Source organism: Fodinibius salsisoli (assembly GCF_026229185.1).
GTDB lineage: Bacteria > Bacteroidota > Rhodothermia > Balneolales > Balneolaceae > Fodinibius > Fodinibius salsisoli.
Window position 1 is genome coordinate 49,723 of record NZ_JAGGJA010000012.1, and the last position, 24,829, is coordinate 74,551.

General features: G+C 44.8%; 18 protein-coding genes. 3 read left to right on the forward strand and 15 right to left on the reverse strand.

Annotated features, from left to right (window positions below; all coding sequences use genetic code 11):
- Position 1: 1 nt before the first annotated feature.
- Positions 2-883 carry a universal stress protein gene (locus J6I44_RS15895; RefSeq protein ID WP_265767146.1) on the forward strand — a complete coding sequence of 294 codons (882 nt, stop codon included), beginning with the start codon at positions 2-4 and terminating at the stop codon, positions 881-883.
- A gap of 3 nt (positions 884-886) precedes the next feature.
- Positions 887-1,888, forward strand: coding sequence for an endonuclease/exonuclease/phosphatase family protein (locus J6I44_RS15900; RefSeq protein ID WP_265767147.1), 1,002 nt, complete (start codon positions 887-889; stop codon positions 1,886-1,888).
- Between the two features lie 76 nt (positions 1,889-1,964).
- Here the strand turns inward: J6I44_RS15900 and J6I44_RS15905 are convergent, their stop codons facing one another.
- The 8 genes from J6I44_RS15905 to J6I44_RS15940 all read right to left on the reverse strand — a co-directional run bounded on the left by J6I44_RS15905 (position 1,965) and on the right by J6I44_RS15940 (position 14,156).
- Positions 1,965-3,446, reverse strand: coding sequence for an OmpP1/FadL family transporter (locus J6I44_RS15905; RefSeq protein ID WP_265767148.1), 1,482 nt, complete (start codon positions 3,444-3,446; stop codon positions 1,965-1,967).
- Between the two features lie 55 nt (positions 3,447-3,501).
- Entirely contained in the window at positions 3,502-4,839 is a 1,338-nt protein-coding gene (locus J6I44_RS15910) for a hypothetical protein (protein ID WP_265767149.1), read from the reverse strand.
- Between the two features lie 112 nt (positions 4,840-4,951).
- The gene (locus J6I44_RS15915; protein ID WP_265767150.1) at positions 4,952-5,587 is read right to left on the reverse strand and encodes a response regulator transcription factor; all 636 of its coding nucleotides are present in this window, start codon (positions 5,585-5,587) and stop codon (positions 4,952-4,954) included.
- Between the two features lie 42 nt (positions 5,588-5,629).
- A complete protein-coding gene (locus J6I44_RS15920) occupies positions 5,630-8,494 on the reverse strand; it encodes a ligand-binding sensor domain-containing protein (RefSeq protein ID WP_265767151.1) in 2,865 nt (954 codons plus the stop codon).
- Between the two features lie 132 nt (positions 8,495-8,626).
- Positions 8,627-9,481 (reverse strand): sigma-70 family RNA polymerase sigma factor, encoded by an 855-nt coding sequence (locus tag J6I44_RS15925; protein ID WP_073062696.1) that lies wholly within the window; start codon positions 9,479-9,481, stop codon positions 8,627-8,629.
- Positions 9,482-9,672: 191 nt separating this feature from the next.
- Positions 9,673-10,842, reverse strand: coding sequence for a phosphopentomutase (locus J6I44_RS15930; RefSeq protein WP_265767152.1), 1,170 nt, complete (start codon positions 10,840-10,842; stop codon positions 9,673-9,675).
- A gap of 2 nt (positions 10,843-10,844) precedes the next feature.
- On the reverse strand, positions 10,845-12,305 hold the full coding sequence (locus J6I44_RS15935; RefSeq protein ID WP_265767153.1) for a GAF domain-containing protein: 1,461 nt from the start codon (positions 12,303-12,305) through the stop codon (positions 10,845-10,847).
- A 57-nt stretch (positions 12,306-12,362) separates the two neighbouring features.
- Entirely contained in the window at positions 12,363-14,156 is a 1,794-nt protein-coding gene (locus J6I44_RS15940; RefSeq protein WP_265767154.1) for a M3 family oligoendopeptidase, read from the reverse strand.
- 214 nt (positions 14,157-14,370) lie between these two features.
- Here J6I44_RS15940 and J6I44_RS15945 point away from each other — a divergent pair, with 214 nt between their 5' ends.
- The gene (locus tag J6I44_RS15945; protein WP_265767155.1) at positions 14,371-18,015 is read left to right on the forward strand and encodes a multifunctional oxoglutarate decarboxylase/oxoglutarate dehydrogenase thiamine pyrophosphate-binding subunit/dihydrolipoyllysine-residue succinyltransferase subunit; all 3,645 of its coding nucleotides are present in this window, start codon (positions 14,371-14,373) and stop codon (positions 18,013-18,015) included.
- 118 nt (positions 18,016-18,133) lie between these two features.
- On the opposite strand, the gene folE2 is transcribed toward J6I44_RS15945, so the two are convergent.
- The 7 genes from folE2 to J6I44_RS15980 form a co-directional block, all read right to left on the reverse strand.
- The gene (folE2, locus tag J6I44_RS15950) at positions 18,134-19,033 is read right to left on the reverse strand and encodes a GTP cyclohydrolase FolE2 (RefSeq protein ID WP_265767156.1); all 900 of its coding nucleotides are present in this window, start codon (positions 19,031-19,033) and stop codon (positions 18,134-18,136) included.
- 38 nt (positions 19,034-19,071) lie between these two features.
- Positions 19,072-19,524: a 6-pyruvoyl trahydropterin synthase family protein gene (locus J6I44_RS15955; RefSeq protein ID WP_265767157.1), complete on the reverse strand. Its 453-nt coding sequence runs from the start codon at positions 19,522-19,524 to the stop codon at positions 19,072-19,074.
- 84 nt (positions 19,525-19,608) lie between these two features.
- On the reverse strand, positions 19,609-20,691 hold the full coding sequence (gene arsB, locus J6I44_RS15960; protein ID WP_265767158.1) for an ACR3 family arsenite efflux transporter: 1,083 nt from the start codon (positions 20,689-20,691) through the stop codon (positions 19,609-19,611).
- A 189-nt stretch (positions 20,692-20,880) separates the two neighbouring features.
- The gene (locus J6I44_RS15965; protein ID WP_265767159.1) at positions 20,881-21,492 is read right to left on the reverse strand and encodes an arsenate-mycothiol transferase ArsC; all 612 of its coding nucleotides are present in this window, start codon (positions 21,490-21,492) and stop codon (positions 20,881-20,883) included.
- A gap of 239 nt (positions 21,493-21,731) precedes the next feature.
- Positions 21,732-22,622 carry an arsenite methyltransferase gene (locus tag J6I44_RS15970; protein ID WP_265767160.1) on the reverse strand — a complete coding sequence of 297 codons (891 nt, stop codon included), beginning with the start codon at positions 22,620-22,622 and terminating at the stop codon, positions 21,732-21,734.
- Between the two features lies 1 nt (position 22,623).
- Positions 22,624-22,959 (reverse strand): ArsR/SmtB family transcription factor, encoded by a 336-nt coding sequence (locus J6I44_RS15975; protein WP_265767161.1) that lies wholly within the window; start codon positions 22,957-22,959, stop codon positions 22,624-22,626.
- A 495-nt stretch (positions 22,960-23,454) separates the two neighbouring features.
- Positions 23,455-24,816, reverse strand: coding sequence for a beta-helix domain-containing protein (locus tag J6I44_RS15980; protein ID WP_265767162.1), 1,362 nt, complete (start codon positions 24,814-24,816; stop codon positions 23,455-23,457).
- Positions 24,817-24,829: the final 13 nt, after the last annotated feature.

The following is a 24,829-nucleotide window of genomic DNA, read 5'->3' on the forward strand; positions in this document are numbered from 1 at the left end:
TATGGAGAATATAAAAATTCTTGTACCACTCGACTTCTCGGAACTGGGAACCACGGCCCTCCACTCTGCTGAACGGATGGCACAGCTATTCAAGGGTTCTATTACTCCCTTTCACTCCTATCTGCCGCTCAATGAGGTCGATGGAGGTCCCTATATGTTTGGCATGCAACCATCCGCTGTTGAAGACTATGATGATATCGAGGAGACCCTTCACCAGCGTCTGATGGAATTGAGTCGTGAAGAGATCGAAGAAGGCTTGCTTACCAGTCCACGTATTTCAATTGGAAATCCTGCGCAATCCATTGTCGAAGAAGCCGAAGATTTTGATATGATCGTTATGACGACCCATGGACGGACTGGCTTTTCGCGATTTTTCCTGGGTTCTGTAGCTGAAAAAGTCCTTCGAATGGCTCACCTGCCCGTCTTAGTGGTGAACAAACAACGAGAGCTCACCAATATTGATCACATACTGTTAACCACAGACTTTTCGGACCACTCAAAGAAAGCCTTTCCGTATGCCAAGGAAATTGCCCAGAAAGCGGGTGCTAAGCTGGAACTTGTCAATATCTTTGCTTATGATCCTGAGCATAAAAATATACCGGACGATTCCAAGGTAAATTTACGAAAGCAGCGGCTTAGAGTGCTGGCCAAAGAGGAGCTTCATGAGCTGGGCGACCAGGTAACTACCAACGTCATTGTCTCTACCGATACCCCGCATGAAGCTATCCTAAACTATAACCTGGATAACCCTCACGATCTGATTGTGATGTCTACCGTGGGACGCACCGGCATCGATTATCTAATGATGGGTAGTACAACGGCCAACGTTGTGCGGCATGTTAAAAGTCCGGTATTAAGTATCAACCCAAAACAACAAAAATAAACATTGAAGAACTCTTTTCTTTCAAAGCTAAGTCTGTTCATCACCCTTTCTGCTACACTTTTTATCAGCTCCTGCGATACTGGCGGTTATGAACCGCCGGAAGAAGATTCATCGGGAAAACTTTCTCCTACGGAGGCGGTAGCCCCAGATGGAGTTTTGGAAACCGTTACCTGGAACCTGGAATGGTATGGCGCCCCAAAGCAAGGGCCCGAAGATGACTTTCAGCAGGCTAAAAATGTACTACAGGTGGTCGACTCGTTAAATGCCGACCTGTATGCTTTACAAGAAATATCAAGCCAACAAGCTATTGATGAGTTAACTCAGTTCATGCCCGGCTATCGTGGGTTCGTTGCTGAATACGTTCCCTATAATCAAAAGATGGCTTTTATCTATAATACCAATACCATTGATTCACTCAGCGCAGGTCCAATCACTGAAGTGCGCGATACGTACCAGGAAGAATGGGGGTACTACTGGGCCAGTGGACGTGAACCCCTTTATTTTGAGTTTCAATTTACGACTGCTGATGGCAACGAAGGCACTTACTATGCAATCTCAATCCATGGTAAAGCAAATACAAGTGACTATCAGGAATCTTACCAGCGACGACAAAAGGCAGCTGAAGGACTTTATCATTACCTTCAGGATGAAAAACCGGATGCCAATATTATTTTATTGGGCGACTATAATGATGATGTGGATCAGTCTATTTACTATGAAGAACAAAATGATGAGCGGGTCTACCAGGAAACGCCTTATGATGAGTTCGTAACCGACACGGAAAACTTCAGCGTCATTACCAAAAAGCTTTCTGACAATGGGATCTCTGCCTCCGTTAATTACGACAATATCATCGACCATATCACCATGAGCAATGAGCTCTTTGATAACTACATTGAAGGGAGTGTGGGGGTCTATGAAGAAGCGCAAGGTCTCATCTCTAACTATGGAGAAACAACTTCTGACCACCTGCCCGTTTGGGTTCAATTTGATGTGGCAAAGTGATTTTATCTCACTGACAGTCTCCATAAACTTAGATCCCCGATTACTCAAAAATTTGGGGATCTAAATCTTCTCCTATCTACAAGGCAATCTTAATCCCAGCCATCACATTCAGGTGACCAACCTCTTCGGTGGCCCGTTCTGCAAAGATATTCCCATCGGGAGCTTCATAGTCATAAAGGCTACTTTCATCATCCCAAAAACTATACTGTAGACCCAAATTGAAGATCATACTCTGATTGATCTCTGTACTAAAACCTCCGCTCACAAATTGCCTGCTGCTATCAAATCCCCGAGTCGGACTGGGCATATAGCCATAACCCACACGCGGTGTAAACTTATTATTCATTTCGTATTCTAATCCCCCTCGGAAATTGACCACATCTTTGAAATTCGATTCTATCGTATTATTAAGATCTGTTTCATAATCACTGATTCCTTCCTCGTCATATTCCGCTTGGGAATAGAACACGCCTTCGGCCAGTGCGGAAATAGTGAGCCCCTCATTTGAATAGGTCAGTCCCCCTTTCAGGCGCTGCGGGCGAATAACTTCATAGGAAAAATCTGCGGGTGCTTCGGTTTCAGCAACATCTCCGTTATCAAAAGTTGTTATAATTTCGGTATTAAAGGTCTCATCAACCTGGAGCCTGCTTGGAAATTCATAACTTACTCCAATGTTGAACTGCTCGGTCGGCTGGTAGACCAACCCCAGCTGGGCACTAAAAGCCTGGATGGTAGCCTCAATGGTGTCAAGGCTTAAAATATCATCAATATCCGTATTATTTGCACTGTTATTGTAAATATTATCAGGGTCAGATTCCAGGAAATCACGCTCATATGTATAAGTCCCGCTGGAGAATCCAATAGAAGCTCCCAGATATAGGTTTTTCATCGCTTCGGTAGCTATAAAAGCCGAGTAGTTTCCCAGCTGTCCTCTTTCCACCACTTCCATATTTTGATTGATCCCTTCATAATTCCGGCCGGCCCGAAATACAGAAGTCGTATTTTCATAGGAATCATCCCCGGGGGTGGGATCATAAATGGCAAAAGCATCATAAGCCGCAAAATACAGATCATCTGTGATAAACGAACTGTTATAAAAATCCGTCAGAGTGGACTCATTGTTGCGCGCATTCACTGAAAAAGCCCTGTTGTAGTCCGTACTCTGGCTATAACCTCCTCCAATCACCAGGCTGCCGCGTTTCGTCGGAAACTTGTAGAGAAAGCCCAAGTCGCCCACGCTGGTCTGGGTATCAGAAAAGTCGGATACATTACCTAGATAGGTTGCCGACTCATCCACATATCGGCTGCTTAAACTAAAGGACATATACCCATTTTCGGCAAAAGCCATTGAAGCAGGGTTATCCTGGTACGCGCCATAGCCCGTGTGACTACCAATACCCGGCATTACTAATGTAACAGGATCATAGGAAGGATATTCAAGGCTGTAACGTAAGACATCAGTCGCGTTTTGAGCCTGTGCTGTCGATAAAATACCTATTGTTAAGAACAATGGTATACACAGGAAAGCCCATTTCTTAGATATAGATCGAATATTCATAGCGATAAGGTTAAATCTGCAGATAAATTTTGATCGGACTTCTTAGATCATTTAATCAATTATCACGACTCCTGCTGCGAGATGAAGATCCGCGGGATCGTGAGTTATTGGATGAAGAACGGCTTCTGGTGACCGTTGATCTGTTGTTACTGCTACGACTGCGGCGAGAAATCGAAGAGTTACTCTTATTTGATGAACGCGATCGCACTCTGTGAGAACTGCTGGATCGGGATCGGTCGCGATTCGTTGAAATATGTGCGTTACCGCTCTTGATTACCTTTTTGAGCGCATTTAGGAAGCCACTTCGACTGCGTTTGGAATCCTTACTCCGGCTGTTTCGGGCTCGTAATTGTTGGCGAATACGGTCTTCAAGACTTGACCGATTTTCAACTCGTTTCTGCAGTTTACGATCAAGACTGATAACTCGTCTGGAGCGCTGCCGGATGTTACTGTTATTACCATCGCTGGAAGATCGATAGCCCACTCGGCTTCTTCGAGTCGGGGTATTCGCATCCGATTGATTGACGCTTTGCATTTGCTGCATATTATTGCCATCGCCCCGGCTACGACTTCCACCTCTGGATCGGCTGCCACTGCTACTTCCACCACGGCTGCGGCTTCGCCCTACAGAACCCGAATTTCCATTGTCTCTTGAACGGGATCGACCACGCTCTACGGTTCCACGATTTCGGGAGCTGCCGCTGGAGCGTCGACGTACTGTGCTGCCGGAAGAATTATCCCGGTCACGGCTTCTTACTCTTGTGCGATCATTATCATCTCTTGATCGGGTTCTCACATTTGTACCACGCGTACGGCTAGCTCCAATATCTCGACGTCCATATCGTCGGCGAACGTGATCGCGGTCGCGATACACATTATTATAATAGTAGCCACCATTATAAAAGTTGTAGTAATTATAGGCGAAGGGCCGATGTAAGCCATACCAGTAAGAATCGTAATAAAAGCTGTTGCCATAGAATCCATGATAATAATGAGGCCAGCCCCAACCGAAGGAGAAACCAAAGCTATTACGCCAACCAAAACCCATACGTAATTTCCAGCGCCAGTATGGACTCATAGCCCAATAGTGGGAAGAGAAGTGTGGCCAGTACCCATGGCCCCAATAAGAGTCATAAAAAGAATTATAGCGATGGCTTGGGAGATAGATATTTACATTATAATCGCGATATGGGCTACAATCACAGGCCTTATACTTGTCTGCATAGGTATAGTCTTTATACTCGACCGGAATATATTCTTCCTCTTCTTCATAGTCATCATAATCTTCCTGATATGGTCTCTCTTGGGTACGTTCTGCGACCTGCAGTTGGGTATAACAACCGGTCAATAAAACGGCTGATAATGTCAACAAAAACGCTTTAAAAAATTTCATAATAATCCTCCACTTTGGACTTATATGCCAACATTTAGGCCTAAAAATCAACCTCTGTTCTAAAAATAGATATAACAACCATAATCGACAATCACATGATCATGTGAGATCACTAAATTTCTCCCTTCAGTGACTTTGCAATCACTTCCGCTTTAGAGTTAACGTGTAACTTCTTATAAATGTTTCGTATATGGGCACGTACCGTATCGATTGAGATATCATAACGATCGGCAATCATTTTATAGCTTAATCCATCTACCAGGCCATTGACAATATCGTGTTCTCGCGGCGTCAAATCTGATTCCGCATTTTTCTTGGCACTATCATCCTGAAAGTGTGTAATTACTTTCCGGGCAATCTGTGGCGACATCGGCGCGCCGCCATCCAACAGTTTTAGGATCGACTCCTTAATTTCGGGCAGCGAAGTATGCTTCAGCAAATATCCGGAAGCCCCCGCCCGCAATGCCTTGAATATCTTATGCGAATCGTGGTAAACCGTTAACATAATAATTTCAATATCCGGATATTTTTCTTTGATCAGGCCAATACCTTTGATGCCCGACATGCCCGGCAGCTGGATATCCATTAGGATAACATCCGGTGCAGGATGTTCTTCGAGGTAGTCAATCATTTCTTCGACTGAATCTACTGCTACCGGACAGGATAAATCATCCTGCATATCCAAATAGCGCTGAATCAGGTCCCGAATTTTTTTATTATCTTCGACGATGCCGGCTACAGAGGCCATATCAGTATAGATTTAATGAACATTAAACCACTCAAAACAAGATCAAGCGGCACGGCTTACGCGTACTTCAAAACCCTGATTATGATTAAACGTAATATCTGCATCAATACGTTTCGCTCGCATATTCATGTTACGCAATCCTTGCCCTGTTTTCCTCTCATTATGAGTGCTGGTGCCATTATCTTTTACACTCAACAAGAAACCAGCGCCATTGGTTGACAAGGTTATATCTACTCTATCCGCATTCGAGTGTTTTGCGATATTATTTATTGCTTCTTTAAAGATAAGGTACAGATTTTCTTTCAGGGATACTTCAAGTTTTTCCTGCATATTGCCCTCAAAATGGTACTGAATCTCCTTTTCAGACAAGACGCTGTTCACGTAGTCTTGCATTCGATCCGTAAGATCTCCTACCGTGTCATTACGGGCGTCGATAGACCAGACAATATCATCAAGGCTTGAAACAATTTTACGGCTTTGAGCACCAATTTGTTCGAGTGACTCTTGCAGCGTGTCAGCTACCTCCATGGTTTGTAGAAAGTCGGATTGGAGAGCAATTTCAGTCAGCGCAGATCCCACATCATCATGGAGGTCACTGGCAATGCGTACCCGCATACGTTCAATATCAACCATCTTTCGAACACGATAATAATGGTAGATAAAAAATATAATGCCCACGAGAGCAAATAATACCAGGGCGATGAACCACCACTGCTGCCAAAACGGGGCTAAAACCGTAAAACTTATTTGGGCCCGCTCGCTGCTCCACTGACCATCATTATTCTGGGCCATCACCTCAAACGTATAGTCCCCCGGTATAAGAGCGGAATAGCGCACCTGACGCTGCGAGGTGGTCTGCCAGCCTTCTCCGGAGTTTCTAAGCCTATATCGATAGTTAACCTGTTCGGGGGCAGTAAAACTTATTCCTACGAATGAGAAGACCATATTATGGTTATCACTATCAACTTCAAGTTTGGGCTTGATAGATATTTGATCTCCTGCCACACTTATATTTTCAATATGAATTTTGGGAGCGGCACTATTTAACTTTTCTTTGGAAGGATCAAAACGCGTGAGCCCGCCGACGGAACCAAACCAGAGGGTCCCCTGGCGATCTTTATAAGAGGCCCCGGCATACATCTCATTGGCAACAAGGCCTTGTGTTTGTGTAAAGAGTTTAAAAGGATGGCTTTCCTCAGTAGTTTGAAATGCCTGATAATCGAAGCGTACCACTCCTTTATTCGTACCAATCCAGTAGATGCCCCTATCATCCTGTTCAATAAAGTAGCAAACCTCATCCGGCAGCCCGTCTGCTGTGGTGATGGTCTCAAACCTTCCATTTTGAAACTTGGCTATTCCACCAAAGGTGGCAAACCACAGATTACCCTCCTGATCTTTTAGAATATCCAACACCCCATTATTGGGCAGTCCGTCCTGGATAGAGTAATTGGTGAACGTCTCTCCTTGCAACCGGCTGACACCTCCATAGGTAGCCAACCAAAGCGACCCATCGCTGGTTTCTTCGATCGCCATGACGGTATTATTTGCCAAACTGTCTTCTTCGGTCCATTGCGTAAAACTGTTTCCATTATACGTCAGGACCCCCTCCCCCAGCGTACCCAGCCACCAGTTTCCTGTCTCAGCAGATTTGTGCAGGGCGCGAATTTTACGGTATGGTAATTCGGATTCGTCAAAATTCAGGAATCGTTCGTTTTCATAAATACTCAGCCCCCATCGGGTTCCGACAAACAACCCTCCTCCTTCATTCGATGCAAGGGTATACACCTTATCATCAACCAGACCGTCAGTGCTGTTAAGTGTCGTAAAGCCTCCGGTTATATCTAATCGACTTACGCCACCTCCATAGGTAGCAATCCAGTGGTCGCCAGACTGATCCTGGGAAATTGAAGTAACCACATTGTTCGGTAGCCCCTCTTCAATGGTGTAGCTTTGAAAGTGATCGCCAAGAAAGAGGCTAATTCCTCCTCCCAACGTGCCAAACCAAATATTTCCTTCTCTATCGTATTTGGTAGTATGGATAAAATTATTAGCTAATCCTTCATCTACCGAATAATTCGAAAACTCTGCCTTATCAAAATCAAAAAAACTTGCTCCTTCTTCTGTTCCTAACCATAATCCTTTATCCGGTGCCACCGAGATTGATTGGATTCGATTGTTAATAAGCCCATCCTCTTCCGTATAACATCTAAAACGGTCTCCGCTGATACGACAGAGCCCGGCCCGTGTGCCAATCCAGAGCTGTCCATTCTCAGTGAGAGCCAAATCACGAAGGCGGTTATCCGGCAGTCCATGCTGGGTGGTAAATGTTCGAAAGTTTCCATCTTCGAGTTTAGTTAACCCTGCTCTTGTAGCAAACCAAAGAATGCCTTGCTGATCTTCTACGATGTCGCGAACCCGGTCGTCTCCCAACCCATTCACCTCTCGGTATTGGGTTAGATGCTGATTCCGATCCAGGTGCCAAATGCCCTGTCCATCTGTTGCAAACCAATATTCATTAAACTGATCCTGATGGATGCTTAAAACCGCGCCCGACGTAAGTGGCTTTAACACTGGAAGGGTATAGATACTATCCTTGTTGACGATATTTACCCCATTTGAGGTGCCGACCCAAAGCTGATCTTTATGATCCTGATGTAGTGCTGATATCTTATTATCAAGCAGTCCATCTTCGGTATAGTAATTTTGAAAGCGAATTCCGTCAAAGCGGTTGAGGCCGTAGCTGGTACCTATCCATAAATACCCTTCATTATCCTGTAATAAGTCGTTGACTACCGACTCACTCAATCCTTTTTCGATGGAATATGTTCTAAAGGGAAGTACCTGTGAGTAGGCACTATAGCTTAACCCAATGCATAAGACTACAAATATAGGGAATAACTTTTTCATAGGATTATTAACGGTCATATAGATCATAATAATACTTTGGATACCGCCTTCATTCTATTAAAAGTTTGGGGAAATAAAAAAACCCCGGAAATCCGGGGTTTTTAGTCTTATAAGAAAATTAAAATCTATCGATTAACCGAGATAAGCCCGCAGAGCGGCACTTCGGTTATGATGGCGCAGCTTTCGAAGTGCTTTTTCTTTAATCTGCCGGACTCGCTCTCGCGTCAAGTCAAATCGTTCGCCGATTTCTTCGAGCGTAAGCGAATGTTCGCGACCGATACCAAAATAGAGACGAATGACTTCTGCTTCTCGGTCTGTCAGCTTAGAAAGCGCCCGCTCGATCTCGACTTTAAGCGATTCACCCATCAGATCGTTATCCGGATCCGGGGTTTCTTCGTTTTCAAGAACATCCAGCAAGCGGTTATCTTCACCCTGGGCAAAAGGAGCATCTACCGAAAGGTGTCGACCAGAAATTTTAAGTGTATCGGCTACTTCCGAAACCGTCATATCCAGGCTTTCAGCAAGCTCTGCAGCAGAAGGTACACGCTCATATTCCTGTTCCAGTTTGGAAAGTTCTTTGCCAATCTTGTTCAGAGCTCCAACGCGGTTAAGCGGAAGCCTGACAATTCGGCTTTGCTCAGCCAGAGCTTGTAAAATCGATTGTCGAATCCACCATACAGCATAGGAAATAAACTTAAAGCCCCGCGTTTCATCGAAACGCTTGGCCGCTTTAATCAATCCCAGATTACCTTCGTTAATGAGGTCGCCAAGCGAAAGACCCTGATTCTGATATTGTTTAGCGACCGAAACAACAAAACGAAGATTCGCCTTTGTTAAGTCTTCAAGAGCTTTTTGGCTGCCTTTCTGAATTTCTTTGGCCAGCCTCACTTCATCTTCCGGGGTGATAAGCTTCTCTTTTCCTATCTCCTGTAAATAGCGGTCGAGTGATTCTGATTCTCGAGTAGAAATTCCTGAACTTCTTGCCACGGGATATTACTGGGTTTATTGGTAATTTCAGTGCGTATAACTCGTATTTGACTCACCTACCTTAGGAGTATGGGAGGCTAATCAAATATATTTAGGGTATAATAACGCCTAAAATATAAAATTGTTGTATTAGAAATCTCTGCAATATAACCATTATGTTGCATAATTACTAACAAATATTAATGACCTTTTCATTCCATTGTTAGCATACTCTCTCCAGGAAAATCCACATTAATCCCAAAAAAGTGGCTCACCGTAGAAGCCACGTCACTAAATGTCTGCCGCGTACCGAGGTTAATATCCATGCTGAGTGATGCTGGAAACAACAAAATAGGCACAAATTCCCGGCTGTGATCGGTACTTTCCGACGTCGGATCATTACCATGATCGCCCGTTATAATCAGCAGATCTTCCTCCTGAAGTTTACTTATAATAGCAGGTATGGCCCGATCCAGTTGCTGCAGGCAAGCAGCATAACCGGCAGGATCTAACCGATGACCATATTTTTGATCCGTATCAATCAAATTTATAAACACAAAGCTGTCCGAAACAGCCGACATTAAGCTTAGCAACTGTGAAATGCCTTCTGCATTGTGTTTGGTTCGGCGATACTGGGTGAACAACTCTTCGGAAAACAGGTCTACCACTTTACCTATTGAGTAGGTCTTTATTTTATGTTGCTGCAGACTGCTCAATAAATTATGCATCGGTGGTTTGATAGAAAAATCGTGTCGTTTATCCGAAATTCGCTCAAAATCACCGGGTGTTCCCTTAAAGGGACGAGCAATGACCCTTCCCACCCCATGCTCACCGGTACAGACATGCTGCCGGGCAAAATCACACCACTCATAGAGCTTATCTATGGGCGTTACATCTACATGAGCTGCTACTTGAAAGACACTGTCTGCCGAGGTATAGACAATAGGGAGCCCCGTTTGGAGATGTTGCTCCCCATAATCCGCAATCACTTCTGTTCCGGAATAGGGTTTATTCACCAGTACATCCTCAACACCAATTCCACCACAGAATTGTTGAATCACTTCATTAGGAAAGCCCTCCGAATAAGTTGGAAATGGTGTATCCAAAGTAATGCCAGCCAGCTCCCAATGACCGGTTGTAGAATCTTTGCCTGCCGACTGTTCACGCATTTTTCCGTAAGCGCAGAGAGGCTCATTGTTAGCCGGGACTGACGATAATGGTATAATGTTACCCAGTCCCAGTTTTTGAAAGTTTGGCAATTTACACCCTGTTGCTTCACAAAGGTGTGCTAACGTATTTTCGTTCTCATCACCATACTCGGCAGCATCTTCCTGAGCGCCTACACCAAGTCCATCAATAACAATAACATAGCAGTTTCCCATGGCTATATAGCTTTATTCTGTTCGGACTTCATGGCTTGGGAGAGGGCCGACTTTGCTTCAGAAAGCACCTGGTAAGAGCCTTTGGATTCGGGGCCCAACTTTGTAAAACCAACCTTAATATTCGTCTGTATATGCATGCCATTATTAAGCTCAAATGGATTAGCAAACTTTTGGCGCACCGACGAGATCCATCGTTTTAACGCTTCCGGATCTCTATTCTGGATAAAAAAGGAATAGATATAATCGGAATGATAGCCTAAAATTCCGGTATATCCGAACTGACCGGGATTGAAAGCCGTAATCAAATCTTTTTGCATCTGATCAAGCTGGTCAATGCGCATTTTTGTACGCAGCTTCGGCAAATTGGAAAGCGTAATAAGCCCAAACCAAGAGTGTACATTGGACTTTTCTGCAATTATATTTTCAATCTCGGCGTCTACACTCTTTTCCCATATATCGGGAAGGAATGCACCAAACTCATTGGCGAAAACGGGCTCATCGATATCAATTTTGGGATCATTTCCCATAATTTGAAGTCCCGCCACCCGCACCAGGTTAGCCAATTTATGCTTTGTAGACTCTTTAAAAAGCAGTGGATTTTGGTCGTAAATAAGCACCACCCCCTGCCGGCGGTCATTCATTAACAAAGGTACCGCCAGCGTGGCCCCGTCGGTATGTCGTTCACGTGGCGACAATCGTTTCGGACTGTTATTGAAATGGATGGCAAATTCGGTTTCTCCATTCTCTGCGGCATCACTGGTAAGCGAGCGATCTTCCATCTTCATCCCGATGGGTGGAGCATGTTTTGCCTCATCCGAATTCATAACGTTACACCAGCTGTCCATACCCTGGGTGACAAAAGATACGCCACCGTCGTGCAAAAAGTCCTGCAAAATATTAAGCAGCCGTTTTATCATGTCTGCACGGTGGCAGCGCACGTTCAATCGGCCCAGGCACTTTTCGTAATCGATCCACTCGTTTTGCTGTTCATATAGATCACTGATTTCTAAGTAGGTATTCAATACATTCCGTAAGGCCTCAATATAGGAATGGATGACATCCCGCTTCTCTTCAGTAAAAATATGGTCCTTCGACTCCAATACCGTAATAGCCACCGTTTCCCCATTATTGACGAAAGGTAACATCGTGACATACCGAACAGGAACGTCATTGTAATAATGGTCCAGATGCGATTTATCCAGCCTTTTCCCTACTTCTACGGCGGTGGGTTCTGTATAATCCTTAAATTCATTCAAAAAATGATCTTCGAATTTCAACCGATCTTTAAACATAACGTTATCCAGCTCAGTGGACTTTGTCTCAAGCACGAACTGCTCACGAGATCGGTTAATCCAGTACATGTATACCGTCTCCATCTTCGAAGCTCCTCGCAGCAGATAGATAAGGTCTTTGAGCACGTGCTTAAATTCTCTCAGTGCTTTTTTCTGGCGTTTTTTTCCCATAATCTCTGCTTTAGAGTATTCTTTTTTAGATGCTGAAAAACTGTTCATGATCATGTCTTAAATCTGCTTCGCTAAAGCTTCTGCTTCACTGATCATCCTTTCAATAGCGGCAAGCCCGTTATTCCAGAATTCAGGATCCGTAATATCCAGACCCAATTTACCGATAATATGTTCCGGCCAATCTGATCCCCCTGCTCGCAGCATTTCGATATAGTTATCGGCAAAGTCATCTTCGGATTGCGTATATGCTTCATAAAGTGCCAACACCAATAATTCTCCAAATGCGTAGGCATAAACGTAGCCCGGCGTATGCAGAAAATGGGGGATGTAGCTCCACCATAAATCATAGCCTTCCGTCAGTGTAACCGAATCACCATAAATATCTTTCTGAGTTTCTCGCCATAACGATGAAAACTCTTCCGTAGTCAACTCCCCTTCTTGCCTTCGCTTGGTATGCATAGCGTGCTCAAAGCGGTTCATCGAAACCTGGCGAAAGACGGTAGCAATAGTATCATCAATTTTGCCAACCAGCAGGGCTAATTTTTCTTTGGGATCATCCAGGTTGCTCATGAGCCGCTGAAAAACAAGCATTTCTCCAAATACGGAAGCCGTTTCTGCCGTCGTCAGAGGCGTACTGGCCTGCAGAGCACCCTGCTCTCGAGAAAGATACTGGTGCACCCCGTGGCCCAACTCATGCGCCAGAGTCTGCACATCCCTCACCTTGCCATCATAATTCATAAACACATAGGGATGCACGGAGGGAACCGTGCTTGCAGAGTATGCTCCGCCACGTTTCCCTGGTTTCATTGCTGCGTCAATCCAGTTATGCTCAAAAAAATCGCCTGCGATCTCTCCCATCTTCGGATGAAAGCTGGAATAAGAATCAAGTACCATCGATCGGGCATCATTCCAATGAACCTGTTTCTCGCTTTTCAGCAGCGGGGCATAGCGGTCGTAATCATAAAACTCATCATAGCCCAGCAGTGATTTCTTAAGATTGTAAAACCGGTGCACCAGGCTATAGTGATCCGTAACGGAATTCACTAACAACTCGACGGTATCGTCGTCAATTTCGTTAGACAGGTTTCGTGAAGAAATCCAGCTGGGATAATCGCGGAGTTTATCGCTACTATGCTTGTCGGCCAGCAGAGTATTAAATATAAAGGTGAGCGTATGGCTTAATTCCGAAAACGTTTCGGTCAACGACGCATGAGCACGTTCGCGGAGTTCCCGATCGGGCTCATGCAATTTGCTCAGTGCTTCTTGCTGAGTTAATTCTTCCCCATCCAGGGTAAAGCGAGCGGCTCCCATAGTCTCATCAAAATACCTGTTCCATGCACTACTGCCCGTCACCTTCTTGGCAGAAAAAACCTGTTCCGCTTCCTCATTTAATACATGGGATTTATACCGACGGGAGGTTTCCAGGTAATGCTCATAATGGCTTAACACCTCACTTTCAATGAGTGTTTGAGCCTGTTCATCATCCATAGCCAGCCATTCCACATCAAAGAACACCAGCTGCTGCTGAATCTCGGAAGAAAGTTCATTCGCATCCTGAACTAATTTTCCATATTTCGCATTAGAGGTGTCTGTCGACCAAATAAGCTGGGCAAATGAACCGATTTTACTCAATCGTTCAATAATACTTTCATAATCCTGCAGAGCCTGATGCATCTGGCTGGCATCAAATGATTTTACTTTGCCGCGATAGTCGGAGGCAAACTGCTTTGCCTGCTGCCGGACACGCTTTTTATCTTCTTGCAGTGCGGGATCGTCGGTGGAATTATAAAGATCAGAAAGATCCCATTGAACTTCTTCAGCCCCAGTGGGGTTATTTACATCAGTACTCATAAAATGCTATACACGGGTTATTTACATCGTAAATGCCTTTTTTGCTCTACACAGCGGATAAAAAATTATCTGCATAGAAGAATCGTATTTTAGCATTACAATGATTAACTTTAGATTTATTCGGTTCTCTTAAAGAAACCAAAAAAATCGGCCAAATTTAACAGTCGAATTTCTTTTTATCGCTAATTTTAAATTCACTCAATAAGATCACATTTTGAAGTCGCTCGAAGCTGTTTTCGGACCCAATTCCGCACTTGTTGAAGAACTGTTTAACCAATACAAAAAAGATCCTTCATCCGTACCTAACCACTGGAGAAAATATTTTGATGAAATTGATGAAGATGATTCCATAGAAGAACTGAAAGAAGAAGCAGAACAAAATGGAGCTCCTGCTGCTTCGAGTAAGCCTGCCCCTTCCGAAGTCAAGAAGAAACCTGCTGATAAAGAAAAAGAACAGGATAAAGTTATTAAAGGCGCTCAGCTGGAACAGATCAAAGGGGTCTCGAGCAAAATTGTAGAGAATATGGACGAAAGCCTCAATATTCCTACGGCTACCTCTGTACGGGTACTGCCCATGAAGATGCTTATTGAGGATCGGGCTATTATTAACCGACAGCTTCTGCAGCGCGATGAGCCCAAGTCTTCTTTTACCCACTACATTGCCTGGGCCATTGTGCAAGCGCTTAAGGAGTTTCCGAATATGAACAACTCCTTTACCCGAAAGGATGGCGAACCTCATAAGGTTATTCCAGACCAGGTGAACCTGGGACTTGCCGTAGATGTTGAGAACAAAGACGGTTCTCGCAACCTGTTGGTGCCGAACATCAAGGGCGTTGACAAGATGAATTTCAGGGAATTTCTGGACGCCTATAACGGACTCATCAACAAAGTTCGAAATGGTAACCTGCAGCTATCGGATTTTGAGGGTACCTCCATTACCCTTACCAATCCAGGCATGATCGGAACGGTGCAGTCTGTACCGCGCCTTATGGAAACCCAGGGAACGATTATTGCGACCGGCGCCATAGATTATCCTGCCGAATTCAAATCAATGTCCCAAAAGGTCTTGAACAAGCTGGGCATCAGCAAAGTAATGACCGTTACCTCTACTTATGATCACCGTGTTATCCAGGGAGCGGAATCGGGATCATTCCTGAAGAAAATCCACAGCCTGCTCAATGGCGAAGAAGATTTTTACGATCAGATTTTTGAGGATCTTGAAATCCCTTACGATCCCCTGCCCTTTGGCGGAGATACATATATGGGGCAGCTCGACGGACAGGGCGCTACGCTCGAAGATAACAAGCGGGCTATTGCCGTCATGCGACTTATTAATATGTATCGCACGCGCGGGCATGTACTGGCCGACCTTGACCCCCTGAGTGATGAACCGGGCCACAGTCCGGAACTGGACTTGGAATACTATGGACTTACGCTCTGGGATATGGATCGCGAATTCTACTGCGGCGGCCTTGGCGGTAAAGAGAAAGCTTCGCTGCAAGAGATCGTTCGCCTGCTCCGTGACACTTATTGTGGCAAGATCGGGGCCGAATACATGCACCTGCTGGATCTGGAAGAACGTCAGTGGCTGCGCGAGCGCATGGAGTCGACCACCAATACTCCGGAGCTGGATAATGATCAAAAGAAAGAGATCCTTCATAAGTTAAATCAGGCGAAAGCATTCGAGCAGTTTCTCCACAAGAAATATATTGGACATAAGCGATTCTCGCTCGAAGGGGCCGATACGCTGATCCCCATGATGCACCACATGCTAGAGAAAGCCGGAGAAGATAAAGTCGAAAAAATATTTATGGGTATGGCCCACCGGGGACGCCTGAATATCCTGGTGAATATTATGAATAAACCCTACCGCAAAGTCTTTGCCGACTTTGAGGGTAATCTGGATCCGGGCAGTATTCAGGGCTCAGGTGACGTAAAATATCACCTTGGCGCAGAAGGAGCTTACCAAACATCATCCGGTGCTGATGTTGATATCGAACTGTTGCCCAACCCAAGCCACCTCGAATCTGTAAATCCGGTGGTAGAAGGCGCTACACGTGCAACACAGGATCACCACCAAGAGGATGAGGCTAACAAAAATATTATGCCGGTATTGATCCATGGTGATGCAGCTTTTGCCGGCCAGGGTGTAGTAAGTGAAACGCTCAATATGTCGCAACTGGATGCTTACCAGACGGGTGGTACGGTGCATATTATCATCAACAACCAGATTGGTTTTACTACACTGCCCGAAGATGGGCGTTCTACCGAGTATGCCTCTGATCTGGCAAAAATGATTCTGGCCCCGATCTTCCACGTGAACGGAGACAATCCAGAAGAAGCGGTACATGCTATACAAATGGCTTTTGAATATCGCCAGAAATTTAATAAAGATGTTATTATCGACCTGATATGTTACCGTAAATACGGTCACAACGAAGGCGATGAGCCCGCTTTTACTCAGCCCGGCATGTATCAGGAAATTGACAGCCATCCACCGGTGCGCGATATTTATGCGAAGCATCTGCTCAACCGAGAAGATCTTACCGAAGAAGAAGCACAAGAGATTTTTGACGAATTTGATGAGCTATTACGTCAGGCTTTTGAAGATGCCAAGAGTTCTTCCCCGCTTGAAGTCACGGAAGATATGATCGACCGGCAGGAGACCAAGCAGGACGACTGGCCGGAATATCCCGATACGACCTATTCAGAAGAAGAACTCAAAGATATTGCTGTCAAGCTGAATACGGTACCCAAAGATTTCGATGCTAATCCCAAGCTGTTAAAACAGCTTGCCAAACGAGCTGAAATCGTTGAAACCAATGCCAAGAAAATTGACTGGGGCTTTGCTGAAGCATTAGCCTTTGGTTCCTTATTGAAGAATAATACAACAGTCCGACTCACCGGCCAGGATGCTGAACGCGGTACTTTCTCTCACCGCCACGCCAAACTACACGGTACGGAGACCGATCAGGAATTTATCCCACTGAATAACCTCAAGGATGATCAGGCGCCTTTTTATCCATATAACAGTCTACTCAGCGAGTTTGCCTGTGTAGGCTTCGAGTTTGGATATAGTGCCGCTAAGCTGGATGCCCTCGTTATTTGGGAAGCACAATTTGGCGACTTTGCTAACGGTGCTCAAATTCCCGTGGATCAATTTGTATCTGCCAGTGAAGCAAAGTGGGGACAGAAATCATCGCTGGTTATGACTCTGCCGCATGGTTATGAAGGCCAGGGACCCGAGCACTCATCAGCACGATTGGAACGTTATCTACAACTCTGTGCTGAAGATAATATGCAAGTGGCCAACCTGACTACCCCTGCACAATACTTCCATATCCTGCGCAAACAGGCCAAGCAAGACGAAAAACGTCCGCTTATCATCATGTCTCCCAAAAGCCTGCTCAGACACCCGCTTGCTACCTCACAGACAGAAGATTTGGCGAAAGGACGTTATCAGCCGTTCATTCCTGATCAAGAGGTTGAAGACAAGAGTAAGATCGATCGTCTGGTCATCTGTTCGGGTAAGGTCTACTATGACCTCTACAAACAGCGTCAGGATGAAGAAGTGGAGAATGTAGCTATCGCTCGATTGGAGCAGTTCTACCCCTTCCCCGACCGCGATGTTCACGAGATACTGGAAGAATACAGCCATGTCGATGACATTGTATGGTGCCAGGAAGAGCCTAAGAATATGGGCGGATGGACTTTCGTCACCCCCCGTATTATGGAACAGCTGCAGGAGAATCAGTCCCTGAGATATGTCGGACGTCAGGCTTCAGCTTCCCCGGCAACCGGACAGGCTAAAATCCACAAAGCGGAGCAGGATAAGTTGATTAATGAGGCCTTAAAATAAGAAGAGATATAACTGCCAGGCACTTCTGAAGTGCCTGGCAATTTCTTTTTCATAGAAAAAGGGTACTAAACTTCAAAAGTTTAGTACCCTTTTTTTGTAGAATTTATGATTCCCGTCGTCATCGCAAGCCGTTGGACACCCCCTTACAAATACGGCTAACCGCATCATGGCTATGCAGGCTCTCCATATGAACACAACGGATCACAAAATCCAGAATCTCCTTCTGTTCGTTGAGCTGCTCATAAATCAATCGCGCAGCATCTTCCACAAACTTTTGAAAGGCTCCATTCATTTCAGCAAAAGCTTGTTCATCCTCGCGCTTCACCATAACCTGGGTTTCTGTCATCAGGGCCTCGCGGCAATGTTGAACCAAATTTTCTACGAACATAGAGTCATCCAACTCTACCGTCATACTGGCCACGCTCCGCTGGCTGTGCGGTATAGATGCTACGCCCCGTGAGTCTCGCGCATGTTCGGATAACTCATAAGAACAGGGGCAGGCACTGCTATACTCAAAATCCAAGTGCATAAACTTGCGAAACTCGCCATTAGCACTTAAGGTGCCCTCAATAGCAGCCTCATAATACTGGTATCCTTCCAAGCCCGAACGCAGACTTTCTTGCAAGATCGGATAATTGAACGACAGTTTGATGTAAGCCGATTGAGAATCCAGCTCTTCAACATAGGTTTTGAGGACTTCCTCCAACATATCCGGATGAAATACTTCATCCTTAAAATCATAAAACCGTCGTATAATACGGCTCATATTGATCCCCTTTTTACCTGCTTCAAGACCTACATATCCACCCACTGATGTTTCAAGTGTTATGATTTCGCCATCCGGACGAGGATATTTTAATGGAAGTTTAAAATCCGAGATACCGACCTGCTGGATGGGTACGTTTGCTCCTTCAATAAGCGAAGCCGGGCCATTCTGCAGATCGGGCAGACTTTCCTTATACGCATCCGAAACGGTAAATGTAGGGTCGTAATAACGCTTCAATTTCGTAGAAATCATTCGTTTAAGCTACTGTTCTATGACTATAAGCTGTATGGTTAATCAATATTGGGCAACGGCTTGCCCAAAAGATATGGACAATATTCGGCTGAATTTCGTTCGGTTTCTTGTAATTCAACTTTATATAGAAACCCATTACTCCCCTCTGCCTCAGCAATCGGCCCTTCAAGTTGGTCGAAAAAAGCCCTAACCAAATTTTCCGTCGACGGCATCATACCATTCAAAAACGGAACATCAAGGTTTAAATTCTTGTGATCACACTTTTCGATAACCCGGTTCTCGATAATCTGTTTTAACGTTGACAGATCGATAACATAGCCGGTTGTACTATCAACTTCCCCGGCTACCGTTACATTTATGATATAATTATGCCCATGCCAATTTTCATGGTTGCACTTCCCAAACATTTCGCGATTCCATTCGTCCGATTTGTCTGGATTATGAAGTCGGTGAGCCGCGTTAAAATGAGCTCTTCTCGTTACAAAAACCAATTGTTTGTCATTTTATTGTTTAAAATATCGACTCTCCAAAACGAATCTTCAAAAGCCATGGTTCCAAAATATCAGCTAAAATTATCACGATTTAACATTTTTTTCAACTGATAACTGATATGAATCCTTTCTATAGTATTTTTCCTTTAACCAGAAAGCGACATTAACCAATGCAATCAGTACTGGTACTTCAACCAAAGGACCAATGACTCCGGTAAAAGCTTGTCCACTGTTGAGGCCAAATATGGCAATAGCAACAGCGATCGCCAGCTCAAAATTGTTGCCGGCCGCCGTAAAAGCAATAGACGCATTCTTGTCATAATCGGCTCCCATCACTTTACTAATGATAAATCCAATAAAGAACATTACTATAAAATAAATAATTAGGGGTATAGCAATGCGAACTACATCCAGCGGAATTTGTACAATCAGTTCGCCTTTAAGACTAAACATGACCACAATAGTGAAAAGAAGAGCCATAAGTGTAAGCGGAGAAACAGCGGGCAAAAATTTTTCTTCATACCATTTTCGGCCTTTCAGTTTTACCAATGCAAAACGACTGATCATACCTGCCAAAAACGGGATACCAAGATAAATAGCCACACTCTCAGCTACAGTCATAATCGAGATATCTACAATAGCACCTTCAAAACCCAATAGCGGCGGCAGTTTAGTGATAAAAAGCCACGCATAGAAGCTGTACGTAAAGACTTGGAAAAGACTGTTCAGCGCCACCAGGCCAGCCCCATATTCACTACTTCCCTCCGCCAGATCGTTCCACACCAAGACCATGGCAATACAGCGGGCCAGTCCAATAAGGATTAAGCCGACCATATACTCCGGATAGTCATGCAAAAAAATAATAGCCAAGGCAAACATAAGGACCGGACCAATGATCCAGTTTAGTACCAACGATATGCTCAATACCTTTACATCTTTAAAAACTTTGGGAAGGAGCTTATAATCTACCTTCGCCAGTGGTGGATACATCATCAAAATAAGTCCGATTGCAATGGGAATATTGGTCGATCCGCTGCTGAAGGAATTAATAAATTGCGAAGTGGAAGGAAAGGCGTAACCGATTCCAACGCCCACCGCCATAGCAACGAATATCCACAGCGTTAGAAAACGGTCTAACAGATTCATCTTTTTGCGTGGAGAAGACATAGAGTGCACAAAAATTTGTATAGTATTTGGGTTTATTAGAGGCTTTGCAATACTGCCCCAGTTTGTCATTCTGAACTCGTTTCAGAATATCAGATATCTTTGGCAGCCTTTTAAAAGAGATCCTGATCCCAAGAATTCGGGACAGGATGACAAGTTAGATTCTCCAAAGGCCTGTTAGTGAGACAAGCCTCAACTTAACTGAGACAGCATATAATACATCTCCGAGGCAATCTGCCGGCAGCGTTCATCATAGGTTTGGGCTTCCCCTGGAGTACCATCAGACTCTTTGGGATCGATGTAGGGAATAGAGATGCGAAGAGAAGTGCCGGGTACCAATGGACAGTTTTCATCGGCATCTGAACAAGTCATAATAGCCGCAAAACCATCCTGTGGATTAGCCTCATCATCAAACGTCTTCGAAAAACAAGTGAGCGGAGCTGCATCTTCAGCATAGAAAACCTTATATCGTGGATTTTCTCCACCCGGATTTTCGACCTTGAAACCCGCTCGCTCAATGGCCGCCACCGCCCTTGGGTTAAAAGCCGTTTCTTCGGTACCGCCGGAAAAGGTGTTGATATATTCTAATCCAAAATGATGCGCTAATACTGCCGCCCAGACCTGGCAGAAATGACTCCTACGGCTGTTGTGCGTGCAAACAAACGTTAACTTGGCACCACTCCCCTCTTCTACCTTTGATGAGATAAAGTCGGAAATTTGACGAAGCTTCTGCTTGCGTTCGCTCCCTATTTGGAAGGTGTCATCCTCAAGTTGTTGAATGTAAGTCAAAAGCTCTTGGTACATTATAATATATTACGGATTAAAACTTGATTAATCCCTCCTTGAGGAGGGTATCTAAATGCTACGATTTTCAGTATTGGTACGGGAGGTATTACTCATTTCTGGTGTCTTGCCCCCTCCTCCCGAGTAAATCGGGACGGCACTCCCATCAGGAAGGTGTATCGTCTTCACTTCTTATCCAAAGCTAAATATTCATCGGATGACAAGCCCAGTCATCCGATGATGGAAGCTTATAATTAACACTAACAGCAATCAGGTCTACAGCAGGCGGCTTCAGCTTCTGTAGCGGAGGTAACCTTCCCTTCCTCTTCTCCTCCCGGTTTTTGGGCAAAGACGGTGATACTATAGATACCCGTGTCACCATTTTTAAAATCTTCAATCTTCTCTTCAGAAAGGTAGCGACTCAGGATATCATCCGGAAGGGTAATCACTTTTTCCTTTTGCAGCCTAATGTTTTCAAAGCCCTGCTCTTCAATATAGCCAAGATACTGTTCCTTTTGGATGGCACCAGCCACGCAACCGGCATACATCTCGGCATCTTCTTTCAATGCTTCCGGTAATTCACCAAGCAAAACAATATCCGAAATACTAAAATGTCCGCCGGGCTTTAACACGCGGAATATCTCCGAAAAGACTTGCTGTTTATTGGGGACCAGGTTCAGCACGCAGTTGCTGACGATCACATCTGCCAGATTATCCGAGACAGGCATCTCTTCAATATCACCAGAGCGAAACTCTACATTATTGAAGTTCAATTTTTCGGCATTTTTTCGGGCTTTGGCAATCATCGGCTCCGCAAAATCGATACCCAGAACCTTTCCTGAGGCTCCGGTCTCGTGACGGGCCACAAAACAATCGTTGCCCGCTCCCGATCCTAAGTCAATCACGGTATCACCCTCCTTTATCTTGGCAAATTGGGTCGGCAGACCGCAGCCAAGTCCCAGGTCAGCATCGGCGTTATAGCCTTCTACCTCGCTGTAGTCGTCGGTCATAATGTTATAGACTTCATCAGACGAGGACCCAGACCCACAGCAAGAACTTGCATTGAAATCTGCGGACTGTTCACTAATCTGGCTGTATTTTTCTTTTACTGTTTTCTTCAGTTCATCGGCATTTTTTGATTTGGTACTCATATCAGCAGCAGTTTTTTTGGGTTGCAGTTGTTAAATTTTTAATCAGGGGTACAAATAGCTCATTAAGGTCTTCAATTCCCTCCTCACTAAGGCAATAGCATGTGCGGACCCCATCAATTTCGCCCTGGATGATGCCGGCCTTTTTTAACGCTTTCAGATGTTGAGAAACCGTTGATTGCGCCAATGGAAGTTCATCCGTAATATCACCACAGATGCAGGTTTCTCGTTCCGCCAGCAATTCGATGATAGCAATACGCGCCGGATGTCCCAGGGCTTTCATCAGCTCGGAAGTACGTTTTTGCGAAGTATTAAACAGCTTTGCTTTTGTAATTGCCATAATATTAATCGTTTATCGTAAATTTACGATTAATATAATTAAAAAAAGTTTTCAGTCAAACAAAAATGATGACTACGCATTAAGCGGTTAGAATTGGAGCGGGTTACAAGTCATTTGGCTTTTATGAGCATCTTGTTCTACCCCTACAGGCAGGGAGAGAGACATCTTGTTGGGCAATTGGAGAAAATAAAAAGGTTCCTTTCCCTACTGATAGAGAGAGGACAGAGCCTATACCAACCGCTGTCGGTAAGTAGGTCAAAAAGGGTGTAATTAAGGGTTTTACCTATAGGTAATTGCCTTTTCCCCAATCAACGCTAACTGCACAGCGCGTAATGACCATCCTCAGAATCGTTTAAACCTAACCGTCAAACACATTCTGTTTCAATAAAATATCATTGAAAATGAGAAAGGCTCCGAGTCAACGGAGCCCCCCTGTGATCAGCACACCTCACACGATTTATGTGAGAGTATTTTTAAAATTCTTTCCTGGATGGGTTATTCCCAGCGTACCCAGCTTCCTTCCTGCGTCCAGTCTTCGGTACCGAAGGCACCACTATAATCAACCTGGTCAAAGAAGTCGTCTGAAGGAACTTCAACACCACTGGTCAGTGCAGGTGATCCTGCCTGGAGTGCAAAGTTAAAAGAAGCGGCATCAACAAATTGAGGATCCACATTCTGCAGCCCAAGATCGCTATAGTAAGCGAGCGAAGAACCGTCGTTGGCATTGTTGTGCGAAATGTTACCGCCAAAGGTCAGAGAAGAACCTACGTTTGCATCGGTTCCATCCTCGGTGTCCACATAAATTGGAGCTTCTGTGTTTTTACCAAAGTTAGCAACAATGATGTTTTTATATTCGCCTTCAATACTTTCACGCAGGTGCAGCCCACGGATAGTTTCGCCATTGGCAGCATCATTTCCATAGATGGTAGCGTTGAAAATTTGGGGAGAAGTTGGGCCGTTTCCACCACTGCAGTCGGCCTGATCATCACAGCCATCGTTCTCAAAACCACGGTTAGAAGGGGTTCCATCGGTTTGTACACCAACCCAAAACTGTCCTCTTCCGGTCCATCCCTGGTCGTAGTCAAAGGTATCATCCTGGGCCCCCTTTATGACCAAGTACTTGATATCAACGGTACCGCCGAAAAGTTCAACACCGTCATCCACTGACTGGTAGATGCTGATATGATCCAGCTGTGTTTCGCTACCTACAGAATACAGGGTCAATGCCTGCAGCTCACTTCCGTCAGCAATGCTGTATCCGGAGTATTCAATACGAACGTAGCTTAAATGGCCACTATCGTCCTGGTCGTTGAAGGATTCTCCATTACCAGTATCAGCGCCATATTGAACGCCTTGGTCAAGCCCTTCAATTTCTCCGAGTCCGCCCGGAACGTTATTACTGGCTTCACCGGCTAAAATAATACCGCCCCAGCTGGCAACTTCCTTACGCTCGGAAGTAAACACAATGGGATTATCGGCCGTACCTTCGGCGACTAATCGACCTGATGCCTGAGGTGAATCAAAGTTCGCGACATCACCCGGTAAGGTAATAATAGTTCCAACTTCAGCATTATTATTGTTGTGGTAGGTAAAGCTTACTTCTACACCGGGTTCTACCGTTAAAGTAACACCGGGAAGTACGAATCGTGGTCCGGTGAGTGTGGTATCGTTCGACCAGGTTTGATCTTCAGCAATAAGCTCGCCTGGAAGGTCTTCATACACTGCTGGTATTTCTATGTCGGGATCGGGATCAGGGTCTGGATCTGGGCCAACACCGTTATCGTCTCCGCAGCTTGTCAATAGTAGCATTGATGGAAGAACCAAAAATGCTATTAGTTTTGTGACTGTTGATTTCATAGTAAGTTTGAAT

What these genes read in the sequence shown, in the direction of transcription:
- J6I44_RS15895 (WP_265767146.1), top strand. Translation starts at nt 2, where the DNA reads ATGGAGAATATAAAAATTCTTGTACCACTCGACTTCTCGGAACTGGGA.
- J6I44_RS15905 (WP_265767148.1), bottom strand. Translation starts at nt 3,446, where the DNA reads ATGAATATTCGATCTATATCTAAGAAATGGGCTTTCCTGTGTATACCA.
- J6I44_RS15910 (WP_265767149.1), bottom strand. Translation starts at nt 4,839, where the DNA reads ATGAAATTTTTTAAAGCGTTTTTGTTGACATTATCAGCCGTTTTATTG.
- J6I44_RS15915 (WP_265767150.1), bottom strand. Translation starts at nt 5,587, where the DNA reads ATGGCCTCTGTAGCCGGCATCGTCGAAGATAATAAAAAAATTCGGGAC.
- J6I44_RS15920 (WP_265767151.1), bottom strand. Translation starts at nt 8,494, where the DNA reads ATGAAAAAGTTATTCCCTATATTTGTAGTCTTATGCATTGGGTTAAGC.
- J6I44_RS15930 (WP_265767152.1), bottom strand. Translation starts at nt 10,842, where the DNA reads ATGGGAAACTGCTATGTTATTGTTATTGATGGACTTGGTGTAGGCGCT.
- J6I44_RS15935 (WP_265767153.1), bottom strand. Translation starts at nt 12,305, where the DNA reads ATGGGAAAAAAACGCCAGAAAAAAGCACTGAGAGAATTTAAGCACGTG.
- J6I44_RS15940 (WP_265767154.1), bottom strand. Translation starts at nt 14,156, where the DNA reads ATGAGTACTGATGTAAATAACCCCACTGGGGCTGAAGAAGTTCAATGG.
- folE2 (WP_265767156.1), bottom strand. Translation starts at nt 19,033, where the DNA reads ATGATTTCTACGAAATTGAAGCGTTATTACGACCCTACATTTACCGTT.
- arsB (WP_265767158.1), bottom strand. Translation starts at nt 20,691, where the DNA reads ATGTCTTCTCCACGCAAAAAGATGAATCTGTTAGACCGTTTTCTAACG.
- J6I44_RS15965 (WP_265767159.1), bottom strand. Translation starts at nt 21,492, where the DNA reads ATGTACCAAGAGCTTTTGACTTACATTCAACAACTTGAGGATGACACC.
- J6I44_RS15970 (WP_265767160.1), bottom strand. Translation starts at nt 22,622, where the DNA reads ATGAGTACCAAATCAAAAAATGCCGATGAACTGAAGAAAACAGTAAAA.
- J6I44_RS15975 (WP_265767161.1), bottom strand. Translation starts at nt 22,959, where the DNA reads ATGGCAATTACAAAAGCAAAGCTGTTTAATACTTCGCAAAAACGTACT.
- J6I44_RS15980 (WP_265767162.1), bottom strand. Translation starts at nt 24,816, where the DNA reads ATGAAATCAACAGTCACAAAACTAATAGCATTTTTGGTTCTTCCATCA.